20 protein-coding genes are annotated in these 23804 nt (G+C 70.5%); 16 read left to right on the top strand and 4 right to left on the bottom strand.

What is annotated here, in order from left to right; all coding sequences use genetic code 11:
* The first annotated feature begins 2 nt into the window (after positions 1–2).
* From D8M34_RS02065 to D8M34_RS02050, 4 genes are all read left to right on the top strand, one after another.
* Entirely contained in the window at positions 3–1802 is a 1800-nt protein-coding gene (locus D8M34_RS02065; RefSeq protein ID WP_025103267.1) for an acetolactate synthase large subunit, read from the top strand.
* Positions 1803–1805: 3 nt separating this feature from the next.
* Positions 1806–2315, top strand: coding sequence for an acetolactate synthase small subunit (gene ilvN, locus D8M34_RS02060; protein WP_025103268.1), 510 nt, complete (start codon positions 1806–1808; stop codon positions 2313–2315).
* A gap of 60 nt (positions 2316–2375) precedes the next feature.
* Positions 2376–3404 carry a ketol-acid reductoisomerase gene (gene ilvC, locus D8M34_RS02055; RefSeq protein ID WP_025103269.1) on the top strand — a complete coding sequence of 343 codons (1029 nt, stop codon included), beginning with the start codon at positions 2376–2378 and terminating at the stop codon, positions 3402–3404.
* A gap of 102 nt (positions 3405–3506) precedes the next feature.
* Positions 3507–4772: an alpha-L-fucosidase gene (locus D8M34_RS02050; protein WP_126893018.1), complete on the top strand. Its 1266-nt coding sequence runs from the start codon at positions 3507–3509 to the stop codon at positions 4770–4772.
* 19 nt (positions 4773–4791) lie between these two features.
* Here D8M34_RS02050 and D8M34_RS02045 read toward each other — a convergent pair whose 3' ends face one another.
* Complete coding sequence (locus D8M34_RS02045; RefSeq protein WP_025103271.1) at positions 4792–5943, bottom strand: ROK family transcriptional regulator; 1152 nt, start codon at positions 5941–5943, stop codon at positions 4792–4794.
* 199 nt (positions 5944–6142) lie between these two features.
* Here D8M34_RS02045 and D8M34_RS02040 point away from each other — a divergent pair, with 199 nt between their 5' ends.
* The 6 genes from D8M34_RS02040 (at position 6143) to D8M34_RS02015 (ending at position 13185) form a co-directional block, all read left to right on the top strand.
* Positions 6143–7402 (top strand): ABC transporter substrate-binding protein, encoded by a 1260-nt coding sequence (locus tag D8M34_RS02040; protein WP_126893017.1) that lies wholly within the window; start codon positions 6143–6145, stop codon positions 7400–7402.
* Between the two features lie 43 nt (positions 7403–7445).
* Positions 7446–8351, top strand: a complete 906-nt coding sequence (locus D8M34_RS02035) for a carbohydrate ABC transporter permease (RefSeq protein ID WP_025103273.1) — start codon at positions 7446–7448, stop codon at positions 8349–8351.
* Positions 8341–9255: a carbohydrate ABC transporter permease gene (locus tag D8M34_RS02030; RefSeq protein ID WP_025103274.1), complete on the top strand. Its 915-nt coding sequence runs from the start codon at positions 8341–8343 to the stop codon at positions 9253–9255. The genes D8M34_RS02035 and D8M34_RS02030 overlap by 11 nt, the downstream gene beginning before the upstream one ends.
* Positions 9252–10226, top strand: coding sequence for an ROK family protein (locus D8M34_RS02025; protein WP_085607368.1), 975 nt, complete (start codon positions 9252–9254; stop codon positions 10224–10226). Before D8M34_RS02030 ends, D8M34_RS02025 begins: the two co-directional genes overlap by 4 nt.
* A 65-nt stretch (positions 10227–10291) precedes the next feature.
* The gene (locus D8M34_RS02020; protein ID WP_174235365.1) at positions 10292–11839 is read left to right on the top strand and encodes a M81 family metallopeptidase; all 1548 of its coding nucleotides are present in this window, start codon (positions 10292–10294) and stop codon (positions 11837–11839) included.
* Positions 11836–13185, top strand: coding sequence for an alpha-L-fucosidase (locus D8M34_RS02015; RefSeq protein ID WP_126893015.1), 1350 nt, complete (start codon positions 11836–11838; stop codon positions 13183–13185). Before D8M34_RS02020 ends, D8M34_RS02015 begins: the two co-directional genes overlap by 4 nt.
* Before the next feature lie 58 nt (positions 13186–13243).
* Here D8M34_RS02015 and D8M34_RS02010 read toward each other — a convergent pair whose 3' ends face one another.
* Positions 13244–16078 carry an FAD-binding and (Fe-S)-binding domain-containing protein gene (locus D8M34_RS02010; RefSeq protein ID WP_126893014.1) on the bottom strand — a complete coding sequence of 945 codons (2835 nt, stop codon included), beginning with the start codon at positions 16076–16078 and terminating at the stop codon, positions 13244–13246.
* Between the two features lie 74 nt (positions 16079–16152).
* Between D8M34_RS02010 and D8M34_RS02005 the strand changes: the two genes are divergently transcribed.
* Positions 16153–16815, top strand: coding sequence for a GntR family transcriptional regulator (locus tag D8M34_RS02005; RefSeq protein ID WP_126893013.1), 663 nt, complete (start codon positions 16153–16155; stop codon positions 16813–16815).
* Positions 16816–16817: 2 nt separating this feature from the next.
* Here the strand turns inward: D8M34_RS02005 and D8M34_RS02000 are convergent, their stop codons facing one another.
* Positions 16818–17768 carry a hypothetical protein gene (locus D8M34_RS02000; RefSeq protein ID WP_126893012.1) on the bottom strand — a complete coding sequence of 317 codons (951 nt, stop codon included), beginning with the start codon at positions 17766–17768 and terminating at the stop codon, positions 16818–16820.
* A gap of 83 nt (positions 17769–17851) precedes the next feature.
* On the opposite strand from D8M34_RS02000, the gene D8M34_RS01995 reads away from it, so the two are divergent.
* From D8M34_RS01995 to serA, 3 genes are all read left to right on the top strand, one after another.
* Positions 17852–18322 carry a hypothetical protein gene (locus D8M34_RS01995; RefSeq protein WP_126893011.1) on the top strand — a complete coding sequence of 157 codons (471 nt, stop codon included), beginning with the start codon at positions 17852–17854 and terminating at the stop codon, positions 18320–18322.
* Positions 18319–18654: a hypothetical protein gene (locus D8M34_RS01990; protein WP_085606921.1), complete on the top strand. Its 336-nt coding sequence runs from the start codon at positions 18319–18321 to the stop codon at positions 18652–18654. The genes D8M34_RS01995 and D8M34_RS01990 overlap by 4 nt, the downstream gene beginning before the upstream one ends.
* 131 nt (positions 18655–18785) lie before the next feature.
* The gene (gene serA, locus D8M34_RS01985) at positions 18786–20390 is read left to right on the top strand and encodes a phosphoglycerate dehydrogenase (RefSeq protein WP_025103283.1); all 1605 of its coding nucleotides are present in this window, start codon (positions 18786–18788) and stop codon (positions 20388–20390) included.
* Between the two features lie 73 nt (positions 20391–20463).
* Here serA and D8M34_RS01980 read toward each other — a convergent pair whose 3' ends face one another.
* The gene (locus D8M34_RS01980; protein WP_025103284.1) at positions 20464–21006 is read right to left on the bottom strand and encodes a TetR/AcrR family transcriptional regulator; all 543 of its coding nucleotides are present in this window, start codon (positions 21004–21006) and stop codon (positions 20464–20466) included.
* Positions 21007–21102: 96 nt separating this feature from the next.
* Here D8M34_RS01980 and D8M34_RS01975 point away from each other — a divergent pair, with 96 nt between their 5' ends.
* Together D8M34_RS01975 and D8M34_RS01970 are read left to right on the top strand one after the other, a co-directional pair.
* Positions 21103–22638 (top strand): MFS transporter, encoded by a 1536-nt coding sequence (locus D8M34_RS01975; protein WP_025103285.1) that lies wholly within the window; start codon positions 21103–21105, stop codon positions 22636–22638.
* Positions 22639–22720: 82 nt separating this feature from the next.
* A complete protein-coding gene (locus D8M34_RS01970; RefSeq protein ID WP_025103286.1) occupies positions 22721–23764 on the top strand; it encodes a 3-isopropylmalate dehydrogenase in 1044 nt (347 codons plus the stop codon).
* Positions 23765–23804: the final 40 nt, after the last annotated feature.

The raw sequence follows: 23804 nt of genomic DNA, 5'->3' as shown, positions 1-23804 counted from the left end.
TCATGACTGCTGACTCCGTCTCGGCCGTGCCGAGGCCGCCCGCCCGCCCATCCGCTCCGGAGATCACCGGTGCGGAGGCCGTCGTCCGCTCGCTCGAGCTGCTCGGCGTCACGGACGTCTTCGGCCTTCCCGGCGGCGCGATCCTCCCGGTCTACGACCCGCTCATGGACGCCTCGCAGCTCCGCCACATCCTCGTGCGGCACGAGCAGGGCGCGGGCCACGCGGCCGAGGGCTACGCGTCCGCATCCGGCAAGGTCGGCGTGTGCATCGCCACCTCCGGTCCCGGAGCGACCAACCTCGTCACGGCGATCGCCGACGCCTACATGGACTCCGTGCCGCTGCTGGCGATCACCGGTCAGGTGTTCTCGACGCTGATGGGCACGGATGCGTTCCAGGAGGCCGACATCGTGGGGATCACGATGCCCATCACGAAGCACTCGTTCCTCGTGAAGGACGCCGCGGACATCCCCGGCGCCATCGCCGCGGCCTACGAGATCGCCGGCACCGGGCGCCCCGGTCCGGTGCTCGTGGACATCACCAAGGATGCGCAGCAGGCGACGGCCCCGTTCGTGTGGCCGCCGAAGATCGACCTCCCCGGGTACCGACCGGTGACCAAGGCGCACGGCAAGCAGATCCAGGCGGCCGCCGCCCTCCTCGCGGAGGCGAAGAAGCCGGTGCTGTACGTGGGCGGAGGCGTCGTCCGCGGCCGGGCCGCGGCCGAGCTGCTCGAGCTCGCCGAGTCGACCGGTGCGCCCGTCGTGACGACGCTGATGGCGCGCGGCGCGTTCCCGGACTCGCACCCGCAGCACCTGGGCATGCCCGGCATGCACGGCACCGTTCCCGCCGTGCTCGCGCTGCAGGAGGCCGACCTCCTCGTCTCGCTCGGCGCCCGGTTCGACGATCGCGTCACGGGCAAGGCCGCGCTGTTCGCGCCGCACGCGAAGGTCGTGCACGTCGACATCGATCCGGCGGAGATCTCCAAGATCCGCACGGCCGACGTGCCGATCGTGGGCGACGTGCGCGACGTGCTCACCGACCTCGACGCCGCCTTCCGCGGAGCGACGGCCGACGCGAAGCCCGACATCGAGGAGTGGTGGTCGTACCTCGACGGGCTCCGGAACGAGTTCCCGCTCGGGTACGCGCCGACGACCGACGGTCTGCTCGCCCCGCAGTACGTGATCCAGCGCATCGGCGAGCTCACCGGTCCGGAGGGCATCTTCGCCTCCGGTGTGGGGCAGCACCAGATGTGGGCCGCGCAGTTCATCAAGTACGAGCGTCCGAACGCCTGGCTGAACTCCGGCGGTGCGGGCACGATGGGCTACTCGGTGCCGGCGGCCATGGGCGCCAAGGTCGCGGAGCCGGAGCGCCAGGTCTGGGCGATCGACGGCGACGGCTGCTTCCAGATGACCAATCAGGAGCTCGCCACCTGTGCGATCAACAACATCCCGATCAAGGTCGCGATCATCAACAACTCGTCGCTGGGCATGGTCCGGCAGTGGCAGACGCTCTTCTACGACGGCCGTCATTCCAACACCGACCTGAACACCGGGCACGGCACGATCCGCATCCCCGACTTCGTGAAGCTCGCGGAGGCGTACGGCTGCCTCGCGATCCGCGTGGAGAAGGAGGAGGAGGTCGACGCCGCCATCCAGCTCGCGCTGGAGACGAACGACCGCCCCGTGGTGATCGACTTCGTCGTGAGTGCCGACTCCATGGTGTGGCCGATGGTGCCGCAGGGGGTCAGCAACAGCTATGTCCAGTACGCGCGCGACCACGCGCCCGCGTTCGACGAGGAGGACTGAGCCATGTCGACCCACGTCCTGAGCCTGCTGGTGGAGAACACCCCCGGCCTCCTGACCCGCGTCGCCGGCCTGTTCGCGCGCCGGGGCTTCAACATCGACTCCCTCGCCGTCGGCGTGACCGAGGTGCCGGGGATCTCCCGCATCACGGTCGTCGTCGACGTGGAGGAGCTGCCGCTCGAGCAGGTGACCAAGCAGCTCAACAAGCTGATCAACGTCATCAAGATCGTCGAGCTCGACCCGGCGTCGTCCGTGCAGCGCGAGCACATGCTCGTGAAGGTGCGCACGGACAACGCCAGCCGCTCGAACGTGATCGAGGTCGTCAACCTCTTCCGCGCCTCGGTCGTCGACTACGCCGCCGACGCCCTCGTGATCGAGGTCACCGGAGACAAGGGCAAGGTCGAGGCGCTGCTGCGCGCTCTGGAGCCCTTCGGCATCAAGGAGATCGCCCAGTCCGGCCTCCTCGCGATCGGCCGCGGCGGCAAGAGCATCACCGAGCGCGTCCTGCGCGGCTGAACCCTTCGACAGACTCAGGGACCGCGCGTCCCGCACAACCACAACCAAGGAGAGAAACCAGTGAGCACCGAGATCTTCTACGACGACGACGCCGACCTGTCCCTGATCCAGGGCAAGAAGGTCGCCATCGTCGGCTACGGCTCGCAGGGCCACGCCCACGCCCAGAACCTGCGCGACTCGGGTGTCGAGGTCGCGATCGCCCTCAAGGAGGGCTCGAAGTCCGCCGCGAAGGCCGAGGAGGCCGGCTTCCCCGTGAAGACCGTCGCCGAGGCGACCGAGTGGGCCGACGTCATCATGATCCTCGCGCCGGACCAGCACCAGCGCACGATCTACAGCGAGTCGATCGCCCCGAACCTGACGGCGGGCAAGACCCTGGCGTTCGCGCACGGCTTCAACATCCGCTTCGGCTACATCGACGCTCCCGAGGGTGTCGACGTGATCCTCGTCGCGCCGAAGGCTCCCGGCCACACCGTGCGCCGCGAGTTCGTCGCCGGTCGCGGCATCCCGGACATCATCGCCGTCGAGCGCGACGCGTCCGGCCAGGCCTGGGACCTCGCGCTGTCGTACGCGAAGGCGATCGGCGGCACCCGCGCCGGCGTCATCAAGACGACCTTCACCGAGGAGACCGAGACCGACCTCTTCGGCGAGCAGGCCGTGCTCTGCGGTGGCATGAGCCACCTGGTGCAGGCGGGCTTCGAGACCCTCGTCGAGGCGGGCTACCAGCCGCAGATCGCCTACTTCGAGGTGCTGCACGAGCTCAAGCTCATCGTCGACCTCATGTGGGAGGGCGGCATCGCCAAGCAGCGCTGGTCGATCTCCGACACCGCCGAGTTCGGCGACTACGTCTCCGGTCCGCGCGTGATCGACGAGCGCGTCAAGGAGAGCATGAAGGGCGTCCTGTCCGACATCCAGTCCGGTGCGTTCGCGAAGCGCTTCATCGAGGACCAGGACAACGGGGCCGAGGAGTTCCTCGCCCTCCGCGCCAAGGAGGAGCAGCACCCCATCGAGGCGACCGGCAAGGAGCTGCGTTCGCTCTTCGCCTGGAAGCAGCAGGACGAGGACTACGTCGACGGCAGCGCCGCGCGCTGATTCGACTCGCGAACGAACGGGCGTCCCTCCGGGGGCGCCCGTTCGGCGTTCGGTACGGCATTCAGCGGCGCAGACATCGGATGTCTGTGCCAGGATGGACGCATGCGACAGGAATGGTTTGATGACGCCCGCTTCGGCATGTTCGTCCACTTCGGCCTCTACAGCGGGGCCGCGCGGCACGAGTGGGTGCAGAACTACGAACGCCTCACCGACGAGGAGTACCGCCCCTACTTCGACAACTTCGACCCCGACCTCTTCGATGCCGCGGCCCTGGCGAAGACCGCCAAGGAGACGGGGATGGGTTACGTCGTGCTCACGACGAAGCACCACGACGGCTTCTGCCTCTGGGACTCGAAGCTGACCGACTTCACCTCCGTCACGGCGGTCGGGCGGGACCTCGTGCGCGAGTACGTCGACGCTCTCCGTGCCGAGGGCATCCGTGTCGGCCTCTACCACTCGGTCATCGACTGGCATCACCCCGATTTCACGGTGGACTGGAACCACCCCCGACGTGACGACGAGAACGCGCACGCCCTGAACGAGGGGCGCGACATGGCCCGCTACCGGGAGTACCTGCACGGTCAGGTCCGCGAGCTGCTCATCGAGTACGGCGACATCGACTACCTGTTCTTCGACTTCACCTACCCGGAGTCCAAGGACGGATGGGAGGGCAAGGGGCCGCAGGACTGGGACGCCGAGGCGCTGCTCGCGCTGTGCCGCGAGCTGCAGCCGGAGATGCTCGTCAACGACCGGCTCGGCATCCCCGCGGACTTCGTGACGCCCGAGCAGTACCAGCCGACGGCTCCGATCGTCCGCGACGGGGTGCCCCTCGTATGGGAGGCATGCCAGACGCTCAACGGCTCCTGGGGCTATCACCGGGACAACACCGACCAGAAGTCGCCGGTGCTGCTCGTGCAGATGCTCGTCGACTCGGTGTCGATGGGCGGCAACATGCTGCTCAACATCGGTCCGGACGGGCGCGGGGCGATCGCGCCCCGGGACGCGGCGACCCTCGCCGAGATCGGGGAGTGGATGCGGCTCCACGACCGCGCCGTGATCGGGGCCGGCCACGCGCCGTTCACGCCGCCCCGAGAGGGCGTGTACACGCTCCGCGGCGACCGGCTCTACCTGAGCCTGTTCAGCTGGCCGCTGGGCTTCGTGCATCTGCCCGGTCTTGCGGGCAAGGTCTCGTATGCGCGCCTGCTGAACGACGGGTCCTGGCTGCGCACGAGCGTCAGCGACCCGGACCAGCAGGCCGACCTGATGACGCCGGCGGGCGAGGCCGAGGGGACGCTCACGGTGCACCTCCCGGTACGGCGTCCCGACGTGCTGATGCCGGTCATCGAGCTACGCCTGACGGGGGAGTGAGGCCGGCGGTGGCGGCGGCTCAGGCCGTCGCCACCGGGATCTCCATGCCCTCCAGTGCGAGGCGCGCGGCGCCGTGCAGGATCGCGTCCGCGCCGGTGGCCGCGGCCTCGATCCGCAGGCGCTGGGTCGCGAGCGGGTGGCAGGCCTCGTAGACCCGGCTGCGCACCGCGGCGATGAACGGCTCGGAGGCGCTCATGCTCCCGGTGAGGAAGAGGGCGTGCGGGTTGAAGAAGTTCACGACCCCGGAGAGCGCCTGACCCAGGTGGGTCCCGGCGGTGCGGACGAGCGTCGTCGCCAGCGGGTCCGCGTCCCGTGCCAGTGTCAGCACGTCGGCCGTGGTGCGGACGTCGGTGTTGCCGCGCTCGCGCATCTGGCGGACGAGGCTCGCGCCGCTGGCCACGGTCTCCAGGCAGCCGGTGTTGCCGCAGGAGCAGGGGATGTCCCCGCTGCCGTCGATCCGCGTGTGCGTGATGTCGCCGGCCGCAGCGGTGGCCCCGCGGTGGATGTGGCCGTCCACGATGATCCCGCTGCCGATCGCGGTGCCCGCCTTGACGGTGATGCTGTGCTGGGTGTGCCCGAGCTGGCGACGGTGCTCGCCGAGGGCGGCGAGATTCGCGTCGTTGTCGACGACGACGGGGACGCCGTGGCGCTCCGCGAGGTGCTCGCCGACGCGGAACCCGGGCCACCCCGGCATCCGCGAGGGCTGATCCACGGAGCCGGTCGCGACGTCGACGGGGCCGGGCAGGCTCACGCCGATCGCGTGGACCCGCGTCTCGGCGAGCAGGCGCTCGAACACCTCCGACACTCTCTCCAGCGTGGCCTCCGGGCCGTCCGCGACGTCGATCGCGATGGTCTCCGAGTGGAGCAGGCCGCCGCTGAGGTCGTGCCGCCCGATGCGGGCATGGCGCCCGCCGAGATCGGCGGACAGCACGATGCCGTCGCCGGCGATCCGGAGCACGCGCGGCCGTCGTCCGCCGCGGGAGGTACCGGCCCCGGCCTCCTCCAGCACGCCCGCATCGAGAAGCGCCTGCACGCGCAGGCCGACGGTGGAGGCGGCCACGCCGAGAGCGGAGGCGAGCTCCGAGCGGGAGCGGGCCTGACCGCGCGCGACGAAGTCGAGGATGCGCCGGGTGTGCGGATCGTCGACGGGGGTGTCGGCGGGGTTCGTCATGGAGGCCCTTCGTCTCGGAGCATCGTCAGCGTAGCGGGGGTGTCGCATGTTTCGGGGGAGTGACGAATTATCACCACCCTATAAACATCGGATGTTCAGCTTGCGGCACCTTGCGAACTATGACAGCGTAACTTCATACGAAATCCTAATTGGTTAGTTCGAGTCTCGAAATAACCGTTCCCTTCTCAGGAGGCATTCAATGAAGAAGTTGCGTGTGGGGGCTGTCGCCGCTGTCGCGGGCGTGGCCGTGGCGATGACCGGCTGTGCGAGCAGCGGGGGATCCGGAGGCTCGGCCGACGGCGACACCATCGTCGTGGACATGTGGGCCGGCAGCGAGTCGGACGTCGACGCGCTGGAGGCGCAGATCGAGTTCGCGCAGAAGCAGAACCCGGACATCAAGATCAAGCTGCAGACCTCGCCGTGGAGCGACTTCTTCACGAAGCTCACCACCAACATGGCCAGCGGCAACATGGCCTGCATCACCGGCATGAGCGGTGCGCAGCTCGGCGGCTACACGGCGGGCTTCCGTCAGCTGAGCGACGAGGACCTCGAGACCGCCGGCATCGACTGGTCGGAGTTCAACCCGAGCGCGGACGGCATCCTCAGCTTCGAGGGCAAGGTCTACGGCGTGCCGTTCGACGTCGCCACCATGCTCGTCTACTACAACCAGGACATGCTGACCGCCACCGGCGCCGCGACTCCGGAGGTCGGCTGGACGTTCGACGACTTCGCCACGATCGCGGCCGACGCCACGAAGGACGGCAAGTACGGCTTCGGCATGGGCATGGGCGGCTACCAGTGGATGTCGATGCCGATCGCCTACTCCGCCACGCAGCCCGCCTCCGAGGACGGCACACTGCACATCGACGACGAGGACTTCGTCGACGCGGCGTCCTGGTACGCCGGCCTGGTCACCGAGAAGAAGGTCGCGGCTCCGGTCGCCTCCGCGTCGGACACCGGCTGGGGCGAGAACCAGTACACGGGCGGCAACGCGGCGATGGCCGTCGACGGCACCTGGAACGCGGTCAGCTACCTCAACAACGAGTCCGGCTTCGCCGCCGGCATGGTGCCGCTGCCCGCCGGCGTGGACGGCAACCCCGGTCCCATCCTCGGCTCCGGCTACGGCATCGCCGAGAACTGCAAGAACCCGGAGGCCGCGCTGAAGGTGCTCGGCTCCCTCGTCGGCGAGGACGCGCAGGACTACATCGCCTCGTCCGGCCGCTCCTACCCGGCCCGCACCTCGTCGCAGCCGCTGTACTTCGAGTCGATCGACGAGCAGTACCGGGACCAGGTCCAGTCGGTGTTCGAGGCCGCGTTCGGCGACACGGTGCCGCTCTACATGACCAAGAACTGGCAGAAGCTCGACAGCTACATCCAGCCCAACCTCGTCAGCGTCTACAACGGCCAGATGACGATGGAGGAGCTGCTGTCGAACGCCCAGGCGCAGTTCGGCGAGTGAGCCGGATCCGGCCCGCACAGCAGTAACAGAGAGAGACGACGAGATGACGATCACGACGAGACGTCGAGGATCGCTCGCCAAGGTCGAGGGCCGCCAGGCGCTGGGTTTCGCAAGCCCGGCCCTGGTGGGCCTCGCCCTGTTCACGATCGTGCCCGTGGGGCTGTCGATCGTGATGAGCGTGTTCGACTGGCCGACCTTCGGCGAACGCACCTTCAACGGGGTGGACAACTACGTCAAGCTGTTCACCAGCAGCCCGGACTTCTGGCCCGCGCTGCGGAACTCGGCCGTGTACACGCTGCTGTACGTGCCGTTGAGCGTCGCTCTCTCGCTCGTGCTCGCCCTCGGACTCGGCCCCCGCATCCGCGGCCGCGGTGCCCTGCGCGTCCTCTTCTTCATCCCCGTCGTGACCCCGATGGTCGCGAACGTCCTGGTGTGGAAGATGATGCTGCAGCCCCAGGGGCTCTTCAACGGCCTCTCGGTCACCTGGTTCGGCATCGAGCTGCCGAACTTCCTCGCCGACCCCAACTGGGCGATGATCATGGTCGTCGTCATGAGCGTCTGGCAGGGTCTCGGCTACAACATGCTGATCTTCTCGGCAGCCCTCGAGCAGCTCCCGGAGAGCGTGCTGGAGGCCGCCAGCATCGATGGTGCGCAGGGGTTCCGGCGGGTCTGGAGCATCATCATCCCGATGATCTCGCCGTCGATCTTCTTCGCGACGATCATGACGATGATCACCTCGCTCCAGGTCTTCGTCCAGCCGCAGATGCTCACCGGAGGCGGCCCCGGCAACGCCACCAAGCCGCTCGTGATGTACATCTGGGAGCAGGGCTTCACGTTCGGCGACCTCGGGCTCGCCGCCGCCGCCGCATGGATCCTCTTCGCGATCATCATCGCGATCACGGGCATCCAGTTCGCCGCACAGAAGAAGTGGGTGCACTATGAGCACTGAGACCCTCGTCCGGCCCACCGGCACCGCCCCGCGGCGTCAGCGCGAGCGGGAGCGGGCCCGCGGAGCGGCGACAACGCCCGGCGCGCGTGCCCGGCTGATCCTCGCGCACGTCACCATCTACGTCGCGGCGCTCATCTTCATCGCGCCGCTCGTCTACGCGTTCTTCTCGGCCCTCAAGCCGAACTCGGAGATGTTCTCGATGCCGCCGACCCTGGTGGGCTCCGAGATCCGCTGGAGCAACTTCGTCGACGTCTTCGCCTACGGACCGTTCCTGACGTACATCATGAACTCGTTCATCGTGGCGATCGGCGGCACCCTGGTCGTGCTGGTGGTGTCGACCACGGCCGGATACGCGTTCGGGCGCCTGCGGTGGAAGGGCAGGGACGCGGTGTTCGTCCTCTTCCTCGCCACGCTGATGGTGCCCGCCGAGGTGCTCGTCATCCCCATGTTCCAGGTCATGCAGTGGTTCAACTGGGTCGACACCTATCAGGCGCTCATCCTGCCCTTCGCGTTCGGCGCCTTCGGCACGTTCCTGATGCGGCAGTTCTTCCGCGGCATCCCCTACGAACTGGAGGAGGCGGCCCGTGTCGACGGCGCAGGTCCCGTCCGGTCGTTCCTGCAGATCATCCTGCCGCTGTCGAAGTCCGCGGTCGCCGTGCTCGCGGTCTTCACGTTCCTCTCGTTCTGGAACAGCTACCTCTGGCCCCTCATCGTCACCGTCGACTACAACGCGCATGGCACGCTGCCCGTCGGTCTGGCGAGCTTCGCCGGCCTCACCGGCACCCGCTGGGACCTGCAGATGGCCGCCGCCATCATCTCGATGATCCCCACCACCCTGCTCGTCATCGTGCTGCAGAAGCACCTGGTCAAGGGCATCGCGATGGCCGGGCTGGGCGGACGATGAGCGCGGTCGGGCAGCAGACGGACGACCCTCGACGAACCACCACGGGCCTCGCGGCCGACCTGGCGCTGGCGGGGGTGGACATCGGGGGCACGAAGATCGCCGCCCTCGTCGTGGACGCCTTCGGAGCCGTCCTCGCACGCGGAAGCGTGCCGGCGCCCGCGAGCGTCGGCGGCGCGGCGATGGCGGATGCGGCGGCCGGTCTCGTCGCGCGGCTCGCGGCCGAGGCCGGTGTCACGGTCGCCGCGGTGGGGGTGGGTGCCGCGGGGGTCATCGACCACGAGAGCGGCACCATCCGCGCCGCGTCCGCCCTGTTCGCGGACTGGGCGGGTTTCCCGCTCGGCCCGGAGCTGGCGCAGCGCCTCGGCGTCCCGGTGCGGGTGGAGAACGACGTGAACGCCTTCCTCCTCGGTGAAGCGGCCGCGGCGGGTCCGAGCGTGCCCGATGTGCTCGGTGTGATGCTCGGCACGGGCGTCGGCGGCGCGCTGGTCATCGGCGGGGAGCTGCACCACGGCCCGCACGGCGCGGCCGGGGAGATCGGGCACACGCCCGGTTACAGCGATCTCGTCTGCACCTGCGGGCAGACCGGCCACCTGGAGACCCTGGCCTCCGGGACGTCGATCGCCCGGCGCTTCGCGGAGCGCACCGGCCGTCCGGTGAATGACGCCAGGGAGGTCGCGGAGGCTGCCAGGGTCGGCGACGCCGACGCCCGCGCGGTGTTCGACGACGCCGGGCGTGCGCTCGCTCTCGCCTGCGCCAGTGCGGCGACGCTCCTCGACCTGCCGACCGCCATCGTCGGCGGCGGGGTCACGGCGGCCTGGGACCTCCTGTCGCCGTCGATCGAGCGAACCCTTCGCACCGACGCCCCGGTGTCCGGCATCGCGCTGCGCATCGTCCCCGCCGTCCTGGGCGCCGACGCCGTCGCGCTCGGCGCCATCGAGAGCGCCCGGCGCGCCCTCGCCCCCGTTTCCTGACCACGACTGCGACCGCAGAGGAGAACAGCACCGTGACCGCACGCCCGGAAGCCCACGAGATCTGGATGGGTCCGCTGCCGCCGCTCGCCGAGGGCGGGCTCGCGCGGCCCCGGATCGGCATCGGCGGCATCTCCATCGAGTCGAGCACGTTCTCCCCGCACATCTCCGGGGACGAGGCCTTCACGATCCGGACCGGCGACGCGTTGCGGGCGTACTACCCGTTCCTCGATGCCGGGCGTGAGCTCGCCGAGGCCGCGGAGTGGGTCCCGCTCACCCACGGCCGGTCGCTGCCCGGCGGCGCCGTGGACCCGGACACCTACCAGCGGATGAAGGATGCGCTCGTCGAGGGGATCCGCGCGCAGGGGCCGTTCGACGGCTTCTTCTTCGACATCCACGGCGCGATGAGCGTCGTCGGGATGGACGATGCCGAGGGCGATCTGGCCCTCGCGGTGCGCGCGGCGTTGGGGCCGGACACCCTCGTCTCCACGTCGATGGACCTGCACGGGAACGTGTCGGAGACGCTGCGCGACGCGGTGGATCTGCTCACCTGCTATCGCATGGCCCCGCACGAGGATTGGCTGAACACGAAGGAGCGAGCGGTGTGGAACCTGCTCGACCGTCTCCGTGGCCCGCACGGCGGCGACGTGCAGGCGCGGCGGCCTTTCACCGCCTGGGTGCCCGTTCCGGTGCTGCTACCGGGGGAGAAGACGAGTACGCGGCTGGAACCCGCGCAGAGCATCTATGCCGAGCTCCCCGGGATCGAGGCCCTGCCCGGTGTCGTCGACGCCTCGGTGTGGATCGGCTACGCCTGGGCGGACGAGCCGCGCTGCCAGGCCTACGTCGTGGTCACCGGCGACGACCGGGAGGTCATCGCCCGGGAGGCGGAGCGCGTGGCCCGGATGTTCTGGGAGGCGCGGGAGGACTTCGTCTTCGTCGCGAAGACCGGAAGCCTCGACGACGCACTGGAGGAGGCTCTGGCGTCCGGAGCCCCGCGTCCGTACGTGATCTCCGACTCCGGGGACAACCCGACGGCCGGGGGAGCGGGCGATGTGACCTGGACCCTCGCCCAGCTGCTCCAGCGACCCGAGCTCACCGACGGGACGCACACGACGCTGGTCGCCTCGATCTTCGATCCGCGGGCCGTCGCCGAAGCCGTGGCGGCGGGCGTCGGTGCGACGGTCACGCTGTCCGCCGGAGCTGCGGTCGACTCCGGGCCCCACGGACCGGTCGAGATCACCGGCACGGTGTTCTCCGTCACCGACGGCGACCCGGACGCCGGCACCCAGGTGGTGATCGCTGTCGGCGGGCTGCACGCCATCGTGACCGCGCGCCGCAAGCCCTTCCACCATCTCTCCGACTTCCGGATGCTGGGGCTCGAGCCGACGACGGCCGACGTCGTGGTCGTGAAGATCGGCTATCTGGAGCCGGAGCTGTACGAGCTGGCGGCGGGATGGACGCTGGCGCTCACCCCGGGCGGGGTGGACCAGGACCTGCTCCGCCTCGGACACCATCGCTTGCGCCCCGGGGTGTTCCCGTTCGACACGACCGGCGACCCCGACCTGACCGCGGTGGTCGTGCGCCGCGGCGCCGACGAGGAGGACACGGCATCATGATGAACTTCGAGAAGCGCACCGGCCCCGACTTCGGTGCGGCGGCCCCGGTCTACCCGGCGAACGGCGTGCCGGACTGGTACCGCGACGCCAAGCTCGGCTTCTTCGTGCACTGGGGCCTGTACTCCGTGCCGGCGTGGGCCGTGCAGCACGGGGAGGGCGTGAACATCCCCACCGAGGACGCCTATGCGTGGCACCAGTACGCGGAGTGGTACGGCAACACGGTCCGCATCCCGGGCAGCCCGACGTGGGAGCGCCACCAGCGCACCTACGGACCCGGGACCTCCTACGAGGACCTCGCCGACCGATGGGACGCCGCCGCGTTCGATGCCGACGCCTTCGTCGGCGAGCTCGTCGCGGCCGGGGCCCGCTATGTCGTGCCCACGACCAAGCACCACGAGGGGTTCTGTCTGTGGGACACCGCCACGACGGGATTCAACGCCGTCGCGCGCGGCCCTCGTCGCGACCTCATCTCCGAGTTCCACGACGCCACGCGGCGGGCCGGAGCCAGGTTCGGCGTGTACTACTCCGGAGCGCTCGACTGGCACGTGAGCGACTTCCCGCCGATCGAGTCGGACACCGACCTGTTCCGGTTCCGTCGCAACGACGCCCCCTTCTCCCGGTACGCCGCCGCGCAGCTCGAGGAGCTCGTGGAGCGGTTCGCGCCCGACGTGCTCTGGAACGACATCGAGTGGCCGGACGGCGGCAAGGGCACGGAGGACTACGCCGTGGCCGCACTGCTGCGGCGTTACCTCGACGCCGTCCCGGACGGCGTCGTCAACGACCGGTGGGGCGTGCCGTACCACGGCTTCCTCACCCGCGAATACACGGACATCCCGGACATCATCCCCGAGCCCTGGGAGTCGACCCGCGGGCTCGGCTACTCGTTCGGGTTCAACCAGGCGGAGGACGAGCGGCACTCGCTCTCCGGGGCGGCCCTGATCCGGCTCCTCGTCGACGTCGTCGCGAAGAACGGCAACCTGCTCATCAACGTGGGCCCCGCGGCGGACGGGTCCATTCCGGCGCTGCAGCGGAAGGCGATGCAGGAGCTCGGCGGCTGGCTGGCCGTGAACGGCGCGGCGATCTACGGCACGCGGCCCTGGACGCGGATGGGGGAGCGGACGGGGGCTCCTCGTCGCTACACCACGTCGACGGATGCGGTGCACGTGCACGCGCTGGACCCGGCGGCAGGCGAGTTCGAGCTGCCGTCCGAGCTCGCGGGCGCTGCGCTGTCGTGGGCGGACGGGACTCCGGCCCAGACGTCCGCGGACGGCGGTTCGACCCGCATCGTGATCCCGGCCGGACTCCGCGAGGCTCCGGTCGCCGTGCTCACCGCGCACGGCGCCTGACACAGGCGCCGCAGAAGGGCCCCCGTCGGTGATCCGACGGGGGCCCTTCGTCGCTGGACTAGGGGCGCGTGCGCTCCTCGAGCACCTCGATCACGTGGCGGTACGGGCGGCCGGTGGCGCGGGTCATGCCGATCTCGCAGGTGCGGTTGGCCGACACGAAGGCGTCGAAGCCGCCGCGGGCCGCATCGGCCGCGGAGACCTCGGCCGATTCCTGCGCCGTCGCGCTCGCGGTGAGCTCGGGGTGCAGCATTCCTCGGTCGCCGGCGAACGCGCAGCAGCCCCAGCCGTCGGGCACGAAGACCTCGTCGGCGACGGCGGCAGCGATCGTTGTCAGCGCGCCCGTCGCGCCGAGCGCGGTCGTCGAACAGGTCGGATGCACGGCGATCGAGGGGAGCTTCGCATCGACGGAGAGGCGCGGCAGCACCTCCCGCGCGACGAACGTGGTGGCGTCCTCGATGCGCAGACCGGCGTACTCCGGATGGGCGGCGACGGCCTGGGTGAGCATCACGTCGAGGCCCTCGGTGCAGGAGGCGGCGTCGCAGACGACCGGGAGCTCCCCGTGGCGGCTGGCGTCCCAGAGCGAGGCCAGCACCCGGTCCGACATGAGGCGATAGCCGTCGAGGTGTCCCTTGGACTTCCACGGCGTCCCGCAGCAGAGCCCGCCGTTCTCCTCGGGGACCACGACGGCGATCCCGGCGCGGTCGAGCAGCGCGCGCAGGGCGTCGCGGGAGCCGGGGCCCTCGTCCTCCGGGCCGAACATCGTGCCGATGCAGGCGCCGAAGAAGACGGCCTGCGCATCGGGCGGGGACACCGGTCGCGCCGGAGCAGTGCCGCCGCGGGGGAGGCCGCCGTCATAGAGGGGCACGGTGTCGGCGCCGAGCACCGCCCGTCCGATCCGCGTCGCGCCGCGCACGAGCGGGACGGGAAGCGCGTCGGCGACCGTCAGGGCGACGCCCCCGGCGCGCGTGACGGTGCTCCAGTGCTTCGCCGCCCTTCCCCACGCGGCCCCCTCCACGGCGTTCTCCTGCTCGGCGCGGAGGCGGCGGACGAGGTCGCCGGTGTTGATGTCCACCGGACACGCGACGCCGCACATGCCGTCGACCGCGCAGGTCTGCACGCCGTCGTAGTCGTAGTCCGCGCGCAGGTCCCGCAGCAGCGTCGTGTCGCCCTGCTCCTCGGCCCAGGCCATGTCCCGGCGCAGCACGATGCGCTGCCGGGGTGTGAGCGTGATGCTCTTGCTCGGGCACGTGGGTTCGCAGTAGCCGCACTCGACGCAGCGGTCCACCTCCCGCTCGACCGTGGGCACGCGCTTCAGGTCCTGCAGATAGGAGTCCGGGTCGTCGGAGAGCACGACGCCGGGGTTGAGGACGCCGTCCGGATCGAACAGCCGCTTGATCTCCCACATCATGTCGGTGAGCTCGTCGCCGTACTGCCGCCGCACGAACGGCGCCATGATGCGGCCGGTGCCGTGCTCAGCCTTGAGGGATCCCTCCTGCGCGAGGACGAGCTCGACGAGGTCGTCCGTGAAGCGGCGGTACCGCGCCACGCTGTCGGGGTCGTCGAAGCGCTCGTTCAGCAGGAAGTGGACGTTGCCGTCCTTCGCGTGCCCGAAGATGACCGACCCCTCGTAGCCGTGCTCCGCGAAGAGCTCGATCAGGCGTTCGCAGGTGGCCAGCAGCCGGGGGACGGGGACGACGATGTCTTCGAGGAGGGCGGTCGTGCCGGACGGCCGCGCTCCGGCGACCGCCGTGTAGAGGCCCTTGCGGACGTGCCACAGCGCGGCGCGCTCTGCCGCATCCGTGGTCAGTCGCGGAGTGACGGCAAGGGGGAGGGCGTCGAAGTGCGCCTGCGCGGTCGCGCTCGCGACGGCGAGGGATTCGTCGTCGGCGGCGTGCACCTCGACGAGGAGCGCGGCGTGGCCCTGGACGTCGATCTCGGAGATCGCGGCGGGGACGTCGCTCAGGCCCTGGGCGACGCGCAGTGAGGCGGCGTCCAGGAGCTCGATCGTCGCGAGCCCGAGCTCCGTGAGAGCGGGGAGCGCGGTCATCGCCCCCGACAGCGTATCGAAGACGAGCAGACCGGTGGCGATCGCGGGGCGCACCTCGATGGTGCGGAAACGGGCCTCCGCGACGAAGCCGAGGGTCCCTTCCGATCCGATGAGGAGGTGTTCGAGGATCCGCACCGGGTCGTCGAAGTCGAGCAGGGCGTTCAGTCCGTAGCCCATGGTGTTCTTCATCGAGAACTGCTGTCGGAGGAAGGCGACATTCTCGGGCGAGGCGAGCAGCCGCTCCCGGAGCGACGAGAGTCCGGCGAACAGGGCGGGTTCCGCGGCGCGGAGCACGTCCGCGGCGTCCGCGCGTCCGGTGTCCAGAATCGTCCCGCTGGGGAGCACGACGACCATCGAGGTGATCGTCTGGTACGAGTTCTCCGTGATGCCGCAGGCCATGCCGCTGGAGTTGTTGGCGACGACACCGCCGATCGTGCAGGCGATCTCGCTGGCCGGATCCGGCCCGAGCTTGCGGCGGTACCGGGCCAGCCGGGTGTTCACCTGCCGGACGGTGGCTCCGGGGCCGACCCGCACCGCGGCGCCGTCGTCCTCGATGCGGATGTCACGGAAGTGGCTGCGCGTGTCGACGAGGATGTCGCCGCTGATGCCCTGTCCGGAGAGGCTGGTGCCGCCGGAGCGGAACGTGAGCGTGCGCCCGGCCGCCCGGACCGCCGTGAACGCGCGGGCGACGCCGTCCGCGTCCGCGGGGGAGAGCACCGCGTCCGGGACGAGCAGGTAATGCGAGGCGTCGTGGGCGCGGGCGAACCGGTCGATGGATCGGGCGTGGACCTGCGTCTCGGCTCCCAGCAGCGCCGGGTCGAGAGGGTGGTCGAGGGTGGTGGGCACGGTGCTCCTCTGCTCCGTTCGAAGATTGTCAGACAAGTGTACTGAACGACGGACGCCTCACTAGACTGTTCCGCATGACCTCGATCGCGGAGCGCCCCCTCGGCGTGGTCGGCGTGGTCGACGCCGTGACCGGACAGCTGCGCACCCGGATCCTCTCCGGCGAGATCCGCTCGGGGGAGCCGCTCACCGAGGCGGCGGTCTCCCAGGCCTACGGCGTCGCCCGTCCCAGCGCGAAAGCGGCCATCGAGCAGCTGGTGGCCAGCGGGCTGCTCGTGCGGACGGCGCATCGCACGGCGCGCGTGGTCGGCATCGAGGCGGAGACCGTTCGCGACGTCTACCGCACGCGGATCCGGCTGGAGAGCGCGGCGCTGCGCGAACTGGCGGAGAGCGCCGCCGTGCCGGCGGCCGCTGTGGCGGCGAACGCCGAGCTGCAGGCGATGGCACCGGGCCCCGATCCCGCGACGGTCGACCCCGACCTCCGTTTCCACACGGCCCTCATCGATGCGCTGGGCAGCGAGCGCACCAGTCGCATGTACCGGAGCGTGCTGGACGAGGTGCGGCTGTGCATGGCGCAGGTGCAGGGGCGGCGTCTCCTCGACGCGGAACTCATCGCCGCGCAGCACGCGGAGATGCTCGAGGCCGTCGCCGCCGGGGACGCGAAGCGCGCGGCCGCGGTGCTGCGTGCCCACCTCGCCTCGGCGGAGGATCGTCTCGTCGAGGCCCTGGGCGCCTCCTGACGTCAGCCCGCGTCGGCGGGGGCGTCCTCGATCTGGATCGGCGCATCCGTCGGGTCGGCCCAGACCGGAGCAGGCAGAGGCGTGTCGACCTGGCCGGCCTGGATCGCGCGGAGGGCTTCGGTGATCTCGTCGGCGTTCTCGGGCACCGCCAGGCCGCAGGTGCGCAGCTCGGACGCGAACTGCAGGGTGAGCCGGATCTTCCCCGCCTCGATGGCCTCGGAGGTGGTGCCGGTGCGGATCTCGCTGCCGGTCTGGATCGCGGGCACCTCGTCGCAGACGTGATAGACCTTGCCGCCGTCGACCCACACGACCTCATCGGCCCCGAGGAGCTGGATCACGGCGGACTGGTCCGCGGTGTACTGCTCGACGGACGGCGGGGCGAAGCTCGTCCCGACGATCGCGGCGAGGACGGCGAGGACGATGCCGACGATGCCGGCGGTCGCCTTCTGTCCCTTGTCCATGTCCTTGTTCAGGAAGATGAGGATGACCAGGGGGAGGAAGGCGACGACCGCGATGATCGCGCCGAGCTGGTTCTGGACGAAGAACCGCGTCCTGTCCGCGCGCCGCGCCGGGTCGAGGGTGTTGGCCTTCTTCCACAGGATCGAGCCGATGATCGACAGTGCCGCGATCACGACCAGCAGGACGAGCAGGGCGACGAACGCCCACTGCGGGAACTGCGCCGTCGCTCCCTGCTCTTCCAGGAGGCCGGTGTCCGGATCGCGGACGAGCGCGCCGCCCTCGTCGACGAACTCGCGCTGGCGCAGGAGCCAGAAGATGCCGACGGCCTCGCCCGCGATCGCGAGCGCCCAGAGGACCGCGGCGATGATGCGGAAGCGCGTCGCGGAGGCCTTGGCCTCCGGGCTCGGCGTCCAGCCCGCGGGCGGCTCTCCGGTCGTGGCGCCGGTCGTGGCACGACGCGGCGCGGCGGAAGACGTCTGCTCGTTCTCGGCCATGGTTGTCCTTTCCCCCGAAAGTGCCCGGCGACCCCGCCGAGGCATCCCCGAGCCTAGTGGCCGCGGTGTCCTACGCTGGAGAGATGACATCCGATTCGGACGACGCCCTGAGCTGGGAGGGCGACGACAGCGCGGAGCGACGCCCCCGGGACGCCGCACGGCGCACCACGCCGGCTCCGGAACCGACCCCGGCCGAGGCCGTCACGCCCGCGGCGTCCGCACCGGCGTCGGGGGACGAGGCGACCGCGGCGCCCTCCGGGCTCAGCAACGCGATGCTGGTCCTCGTCGGCGTCGTCGGCGGCGTCTACCTGCTCTACACCCTCGGCTGGATCGCGGGCGGTCTCCGGCTGCAGCCGCTCGCCTCGTTCCTCGTCGCGGATTTCATGTTCCTGCCCTGGTTCGTGCTGGCGATCGCCGCCCCCGCGCTGTGGTTCCTCGCGACATGGGTGCTGACGCGGGGCCGGGCCTCCTGGATCCGCGCCGCCGTGCTCCTGGCGGGCGTCGTGCTGCTCGTTCCGTGGCCGTTCGTGACCGTGGGGGTGATCGGCTCATGACTGCTCCGAAGTCCCCGTCCGCGGTGGCGACCGGCTCGCCGCGCTGGCTCGTATGGACCGTCGTCGCCCTCGCCGGGCTCTTCTACGCCTACGCGGTGTGGAACGCGGTCGCCCACCTCATCACCATGGCCCAGACCGGCCTCACCGGCACCGGATGGGCGACGCTCCTGTTCGGCGTGGTGTTCCCCGTCCTCGTGTTCGGGTTCGCCTTCGCGATCGGCCGGCGGCGCCGGGTGGGCGAGCTCGCCCTGACGTTCCTCGCCGGACTCGGGATCGTCGCGGTGTTCTGGATGAGCCTGCTCGCGCTGAGTCTGACGCTGCCCAGCGCCTGAGCAGGATCCGTCACGCCGTCACACGGCACGGAGCGGTCCCGGCGCTCCGGTAGAGTTGTCGCGATCGCGCCCCCGACGGTGTGCGGCGCATCGGCCCCTCCCGCCTGTCGCGCTGCCCCGAAGGATCCACTGTGCCGAAGCCTGTCGTGCTCATCGCCGAAGTACTCTCTCCCGCCACGATCGAGGCGCTCGGCCCCGACTTCGACGTCCGCCACGTCGATGGCACCGATCGCGAGGCGCTCTTCGCCGCCCTCGCGGAGTCGGACGCGGTGCTCATCCGCTCCGCGACCCGCATCGATGAGGAGGCGCTGTCGCACGCGCCGAAGCTCAAGGTCGTCGCGCGGGCCGGCGTCGGCCTCGACAACGTCGACATCAAGGCCGCGACCGCGGCCGGCGTCATGGTCGTCAACGCCCCGACGTCGAACATCGTCTCGGCCGCCGAGCTGACGGTCGGCCACATCCTCAGCCTCGCCCGCCGGATCCCGGCCGCGCACGCCTCGCTGTCCGCCGGGCAGTGGAAGCGCAGCTCCTTCACCGGCGCCGAGCTCTTCGAGAAGACCGTCGGCATCGTCGGACTCGGCCGGATCGGCGCTCTCGTCGCCGCTCGCCTCGCCGCCTTCGACATGCGCGTGGTCGCGTACGACCCCTACGTCACCTCGGCGCGCGCCCAGCAGCTCGGCGTGCAGCTCCTCTCGCTCGACGAGCTCGTCGCCGAGGCCGACTTCCTCACGATCCACATGCCGAAGACCCCGGAGACGACGGGCATGATCGGCGCCGAGCAGTTCGCCGCCATGAAGCCGACCGCCTTCGTCGTCAACGTCGCCCGCGGCGGGCTCATCGACGAGGAGGCGCTGCACGAGGCGCTCGTCGCCGGCGAGATCGCCGGCGCCGGCCTGGACGTCTTCACCTCCGAGCCCCCGGCCGAGGGCGGGAGCGCCCGCGCTCTGCTCGACCTCCCGAACGTCGTCGTGACCCCGCACCTCGGTGCGAGCACGGAAGAGGCGCAGGAGAAGGCCGGCGTCTCGGTCGCGCGCTCGGTGCGGCTCGCGCTCGGCGGCGACCTCGTCCCAGACGCGGTCAACGTCGCGGGCGGCGTCATCGACCCGTACGTGCGTCCCGGCATCTCGCTCGTGGAGAAGCTCGGCCAGATCTTCGCTGCGCTGGCCACGTCGCCGCTCACGAGCCTCGACGTCGAGGTGCACGGCGAGCTCAACGACTACGACGTGAGCGTGCTCAAGCTCGCCGCCCTCAAGGGTGTCTTCACGAACATCGTGAGCGAGACCGTGTCGTACGTGAACGCTCCGCTCCTGGCGGAGCAGCGCGGCATCACGGTGCGCCTGCTCAAGGACGACGTGAGCGAGGAGTACCGGAACGTCATCACCCTCACGGGGGCGCTGTCCGACGGATCGCAGCTCTCGGTGTCGGGCACGCTGACCGGACCGAAGCAGGCCGAGAAGCTCGTCGGCATCAACGACCACGCCCTGGAGCTGCCGATCGAGAAGCACCACGTCGTGATGCTCTACACCGACCGCCCGGGCATCGTGGCCGTCTACGGGCAGAAGTTCGGCGAGGCCGGGATCAACATCGCCGGAATGCAGATCTCGCGGCTCGCGGCGGGCGACCAGGCGCTCAGCGTGCTGACGCTCGACTCGCCCGTGTCCGAGGAGCTGCTGGACGACGTGCGCGGCGCCATCGACGCCGACCTCTTCCGTCAGATCGAGATCACCGAGGTCTGACACCGCAGAGCGGGGGAGAAGGGCGGGAGCGCGATGCTCCCGCCCTTCTCCGTATCTGCAGCCTTATCCGGCGTCAGGCGGTGGCGCGCAGCACGAGCGCGATGAGGTCTGCGAGCTCGTCGCTCCGCGGGACCAGGCGCTCAGGCCCGTGCACGTCGAGCGAGTTGTTGAAGTAGAGGCCGTCGCTCACGAGCATCACGAGGTCGAGGCTGGCGGTGTCACGGACGTGCGGACGGATCGTCTCCGCCCAGCGGCGCCGGGTATCCCGGAGCATGTCGGACGCGGCGGTCGAACCGCCCTGGGCCAGCCGGGTCGTGGCGATGAGCGCCCGATCGAGGGCGTCGTCCTCCATCACCGAGGTCCGGACGTAGTACGCGACGGGACCTTCGTCGGCGGTGCGCATGCGCTCCAGGTCGAGCGTGGTCAGGTGGTCGAGGCGCTCCAGGAGCCCGGCCTCGAGGTCGTCCTTGGAGCGGAAGTGGTAGAGCAGGCCGCCCTTCGACACGCCCGCGGCCTTCGCCGTGGCCTCGAGCGTCGCGGCGCGTTCGCCCTCGTCGATGAGAATCGCCTCGAAGGCGTCGAGGACCTTCTCGCGGGCGAGGGGAGGGCGGGGCATCGGTCATCCTCTGAGCGGAAACGGGAGGGCGGCATCTGTTACTATACCAGCCGGACGGTTTAGTAACGAGTCGTCCGCAGGAAGGAAAGGTGTTCCATGACCCGTACTGCGTCGATCCCGACGACAGAGACGGAAGCTTCCCGCGTCGGGGCTCGGGGGTGGGCGGCGCTCGTCGTCCTCATGCTCCCGGTGCTGCTGGTGTCGGTGGACAACACGGTGCTGAGCTTCGCGCTGCCCGAGATCTCGATCTCGCTCGCGCCGAGCGGGGCCGAGCAGCTCTGGATCATCGACGTCTATCCGCTCGTGCTCGCCGGACTCCTGGTGACCATGGGAACGCTCGGGGACCGCTTCGGGCGTCGCCGCCTGCTCCTCATCGGCGCCACCGGATTCGCCGTGGTCTCCGCGCTGGCCGCCTTCGCGCCGACCGCGGGCCTGCTGATCGCCGCCCGTGCGCTGCTCGGCTTCTTCGGCGCCATGCTGATGCCGTCGACGCTGTCGCTGCTGCGATCGATCTTCCAGAACCGCGACCAGCGCCGCATGGCCATCGCGGTCTGGGCGTCCGCGTTCTCCGCCGGATCCGCGCTCGGCCCGATCGTCGGGGGCTTCCTCCTCGAGCACTTCGCGTGGGGCTCGGTGTTCCTCATCGCCGTCCCCGTCCTCATCCCGTTGCTCATCGCCGCACCGCTGCTCGTGCCGGAGAGCCGTGACCCCAACCCCGGCCGCATCGACCCGCTCAGCATCGCCCTCTCGATGGCCGCGATGATCCCGGTCGTCTACGCGATCAAGTCGTTCGCGGTCGACGGTCCGTCGCTGTACGCCGGGGGATGGGCTCTGCTCGGTCTTGTGATGGGGACGCTGTTCGTGCGCCGTCAGCTCCGCGCCGACACCCCGATGCTCGACATGGCGCTGTTCCGCCGTGGGTCGTTCTCGGGCGCGATCCTGGTGAACCTGCTCAGCGTCGTGGCCCTCGTCGGGTTCCTCTACTTCGTCTCGCAGCACCTGCAGCTCGTGCTGGGGCTCTCGCCGATGGTCGCGGGCCTCGCTCTCGTGCCCGGGATGGCGGCCATGATCGTCGCCGGACTCACGGTGGTGCCGATCTCGCGGCGGGTGCCGCCGCATGTGCTCATCCCAGCGGCGCTGGTGTTCTCCGTCGCGGGGTACCTCATCGTCGCGTTCACGACGCACGAGCACGGCGTGGCACCGCTCATCCTCGCCTTCGTCGTCCTCGGCATCGGCATCGGTGCGGCCGAGACCATCTCGAACGAGCTCATCCTCTCCAGCGCCCCCGCGGCGAAGGCGGGTGCCGCGAGCGCGGTGTCCGAGACGGCGTACGAGCTCGGCGCCGTGCTGGGGACCGCGATCCTCGGCGGCATCATCACCGCGTTCTACCGCGGCGCGCTGGTGCTGCCCGAGGGGCTTCCGGCCGAGGTGGCCCGCGCTGCGCAGGAGACGCTGGCCGGCGCGTACACCGCCGCCCACGAGCTCCCGGCCGCGCTCGGCGACGCCCTGTGGCAGGCGGCGGCCGACGCGTTCGGCTCGGGAGTCACGGTCACGTCGCTCATCGGTGCGGGCCTCGTCGTCGTCGCGGCGGTCATCGCGGCCGTCACACTGCGCAAGGCACCCACGCACTGACCACTACGCTGGGGGGACCGGCCCGTTCGACCCGCGGTCGCGCCGCGGCCGGTCCACCCCCGTGCAGTGCGCAAGGAGTCTCATGTCGCGTGTCGTGAAGCTGGCCGTCATCCCGGGTGACGGCATCGGTCCCGAGGTCATCGCCGAGGCGGAGAAGGTGCTCGACGCCGTCACCGCCGACAGCGCCGTGACGTTCGACAAGACCCGCTTCTCGCTCGGTGCCGGCCGGTACCTCGAGACCGGCGACACGCTCACCGACGAGGACCTCGCCGCGATCTCCGCCCACGACGCGATCCTCCTCGGCGCGGTCGGCGGCACGCCGGGGGACCCGCGCCTGAAGGACGCGAACATCGAGCGCGGACTCCTGCTGAAGCTCCGGTTCACCCTCGACCACTACGTGAATCTGCGCCCCTCGAAGCTCTTCGCCGGAGCGCCCGGTCCGCTGTCCGACCCGGGCGAGGTCGACTTCGTCGTGGTCCGTGAAGGGACGGAGGGGCCCTACGTCGGCAACGGCGGAGCGATCCGGAAGGGGACGCCGCAGGAGGTCGCGAACGAGACCTCCGTGAACACGGCGTTCGGCGTCGAGCGGGTCGTCCGCTACGCCTTCGCGCTTGCCGAGCGCCGCCGTCAGAAGCTCACCCTCGTGCACAAGACCAACGTGCTCGTGCACGCCGGTGCGATCTGGCAGCGCATCGTGAACGAGGTCGCCACCGAGCACCCCGACGTCGCCGTCGACTACCTGCACGTCGACGCCGCCACGATCTTCCTCGTCACCGATCCCTCGCGTTTCGACGTGATCGTGACGGACAATCTCTTCGGTGACATCCTCACCGACCTCGCCGGCGCCGTCACGGGCGGCATCGGCCTCGCCGCCTCGGGGAACATCAACCCCGATGGCGCCTTCCCGTCGATGTTCGAGCCCGTGCACGGCTCGGCTCCGGACATCGCGGGTCAGCAGAAGGCCGACCCGACCGCCGCGATCCTCTCCATCGCGCTGCTGCTCGACCACCTCGGCCTGACGGCCGAGTCGGCGCGTGTCAGCGCCGCGGTCGAGGCGGACATCGCCGCCCGCAGCGGTGCCCGCACCACCGCGGAGATCGGCTCCGCGATCACTGCCCGTCTCTGAACGGCGGGCGTAGGCTGACAGGGCGCGAGGATGCGCCCAC

This window comes from Microbacterium sp. HSID17254, assembly GCF_003989315.1.
GTDB lineage: Bacteria > Actinomycetota > Actinomycetes > Actinomycetales > Microbacteriaceae > Microbacterium.
The sequence above is the reverse complement of the archived record's forward strand: the minus strand, read 5'-3'. Positions and strand labels throughout refer to the sequence as shown.

Excerpts from the sequence above, each read along its gene's own strand:
- D8M34_RS02065 (WP_025103267.1), top strand. The coding sequence starts at position 3 with ATGACTGCTGACTCCGTCTCGGCCGTGCCGAGGCCGCCCGCCCGCCCA.
- ilvN (WP_025103268.1), top strand. The coding sequence starts at position 1,806 with ATGTCGACCCACGTCCTGAGCCTGCTGGTGGAGAACACCCCCGGCCTC.
- D8M34_RS02050 (WP_126893018.1), top strand. The coding sequence starts at position 3,507 with ATGCGACAGGAATGGTTTGATGACGCCCGCTTCGGCATGTTCGTCCAC.
- D8M34_RS02045 (WP_025103271.1), bottom strand. The coding sequence starts at position 5,943 with ATGACGAACCCCGCCGACACCCCCGTCGACGATCCGCACACCCGGCGC.
- D8M34_RS02040 (WP_126893017.1), top strand. The coding sequence starts at position 6,143 with ATGAAGAAGTTGCGTGTGGGGGCTGTCGCCGCTGTCGCGGGCGTGGCC.
- D8M34_RS02035 (WP_025103273.1), top strand. The coding sequence starts at position 7,446 with ATGACGATCACGACGAGACGTCGAGGATCGCTCGCCAAGGTCGAGGGC.
- D8M34_RS02030 (WP_025103274.1), top strand. The coding sequence starts at position 8,341 with ATGAGCACTGAGACCCTCGTCCGGCCCACCGGCACCGCCCCGCGGCGT.
- D8M34_RS02025 (WP_085607368.1), top strand. The coding sequence starts at position 9,252 with ATGAGCGCGGTCGGGCAGCAGACGGACGACCCTCGACGAACCACCACG.
- D8M34_RS02020 (WP_174235365.1), top strand. The coding sequence starts at position 10,292 with ATGGGTCCGCTGCCGCCGCTCGCCGAGGGCGGGCTCGCGCGGCCCCGG.
- D8M34_RS02015 (WP_126893015.1), top strand. The coding sequence starts at position 11,836 with ATGATGAACTTCGAGAAGCGCACCGGCCCCGACTTCGGTGCGGCGGCC.
- D8M34_RS02005 (WP_126893013.1), top strand. The coding sequence starts at position 16,153 with ATGACCTCGATCGCGGAGCGCCCCCTCGGCGTGGTCGGCGTGGTCGAC.
- D8M34_RS02000 (WP_126893012.1), bottom strand. The coding sequence starts at position 17,768 with ATGGCCGAGAACGAGCAGACGTCTTCCGCCGCGCCGCGTCGTGCCACG.
- D8M34_RS01995 (WP_126893011.1), top strand. The coding sequence starts at position 17,852 with ATGACATCCGATTCGGACGACGCCCTGAGCTGGGAGGGCGACGACAGC.
- D8M34_RS01990 (WP_085606921.1), top strand. The coding sequence starts at position 18,319 with ATGACTGCTCCGAAGTCCCCGTCCGCGGTGGCGACCGGCTCGCCGCGC.
- D8M34_RS01980 (WP_025103284.1), bottom strand. The coding sequence starts at position 21,006 with ATGCCCCGCCCTCCCCTCGCCCGCGAGAAGGTCCTCGACGCCTTCGAG.
- D8M34_RS01975 (WP_025103285.1), top strand. The coding sequence starts at position 21,103 with ATGACCCGTACTGCGTCGATCCCGACGACAGAGACGGAAGCTTCCCGC.
- D8M34_RS01970 (WP_025103286.1), top strand. The coding sequence starts at position 22,721 with ATGTCGCGTGTCGTGAAGCTGGCCGTCATCCCGGGTGACGGCATCGGT.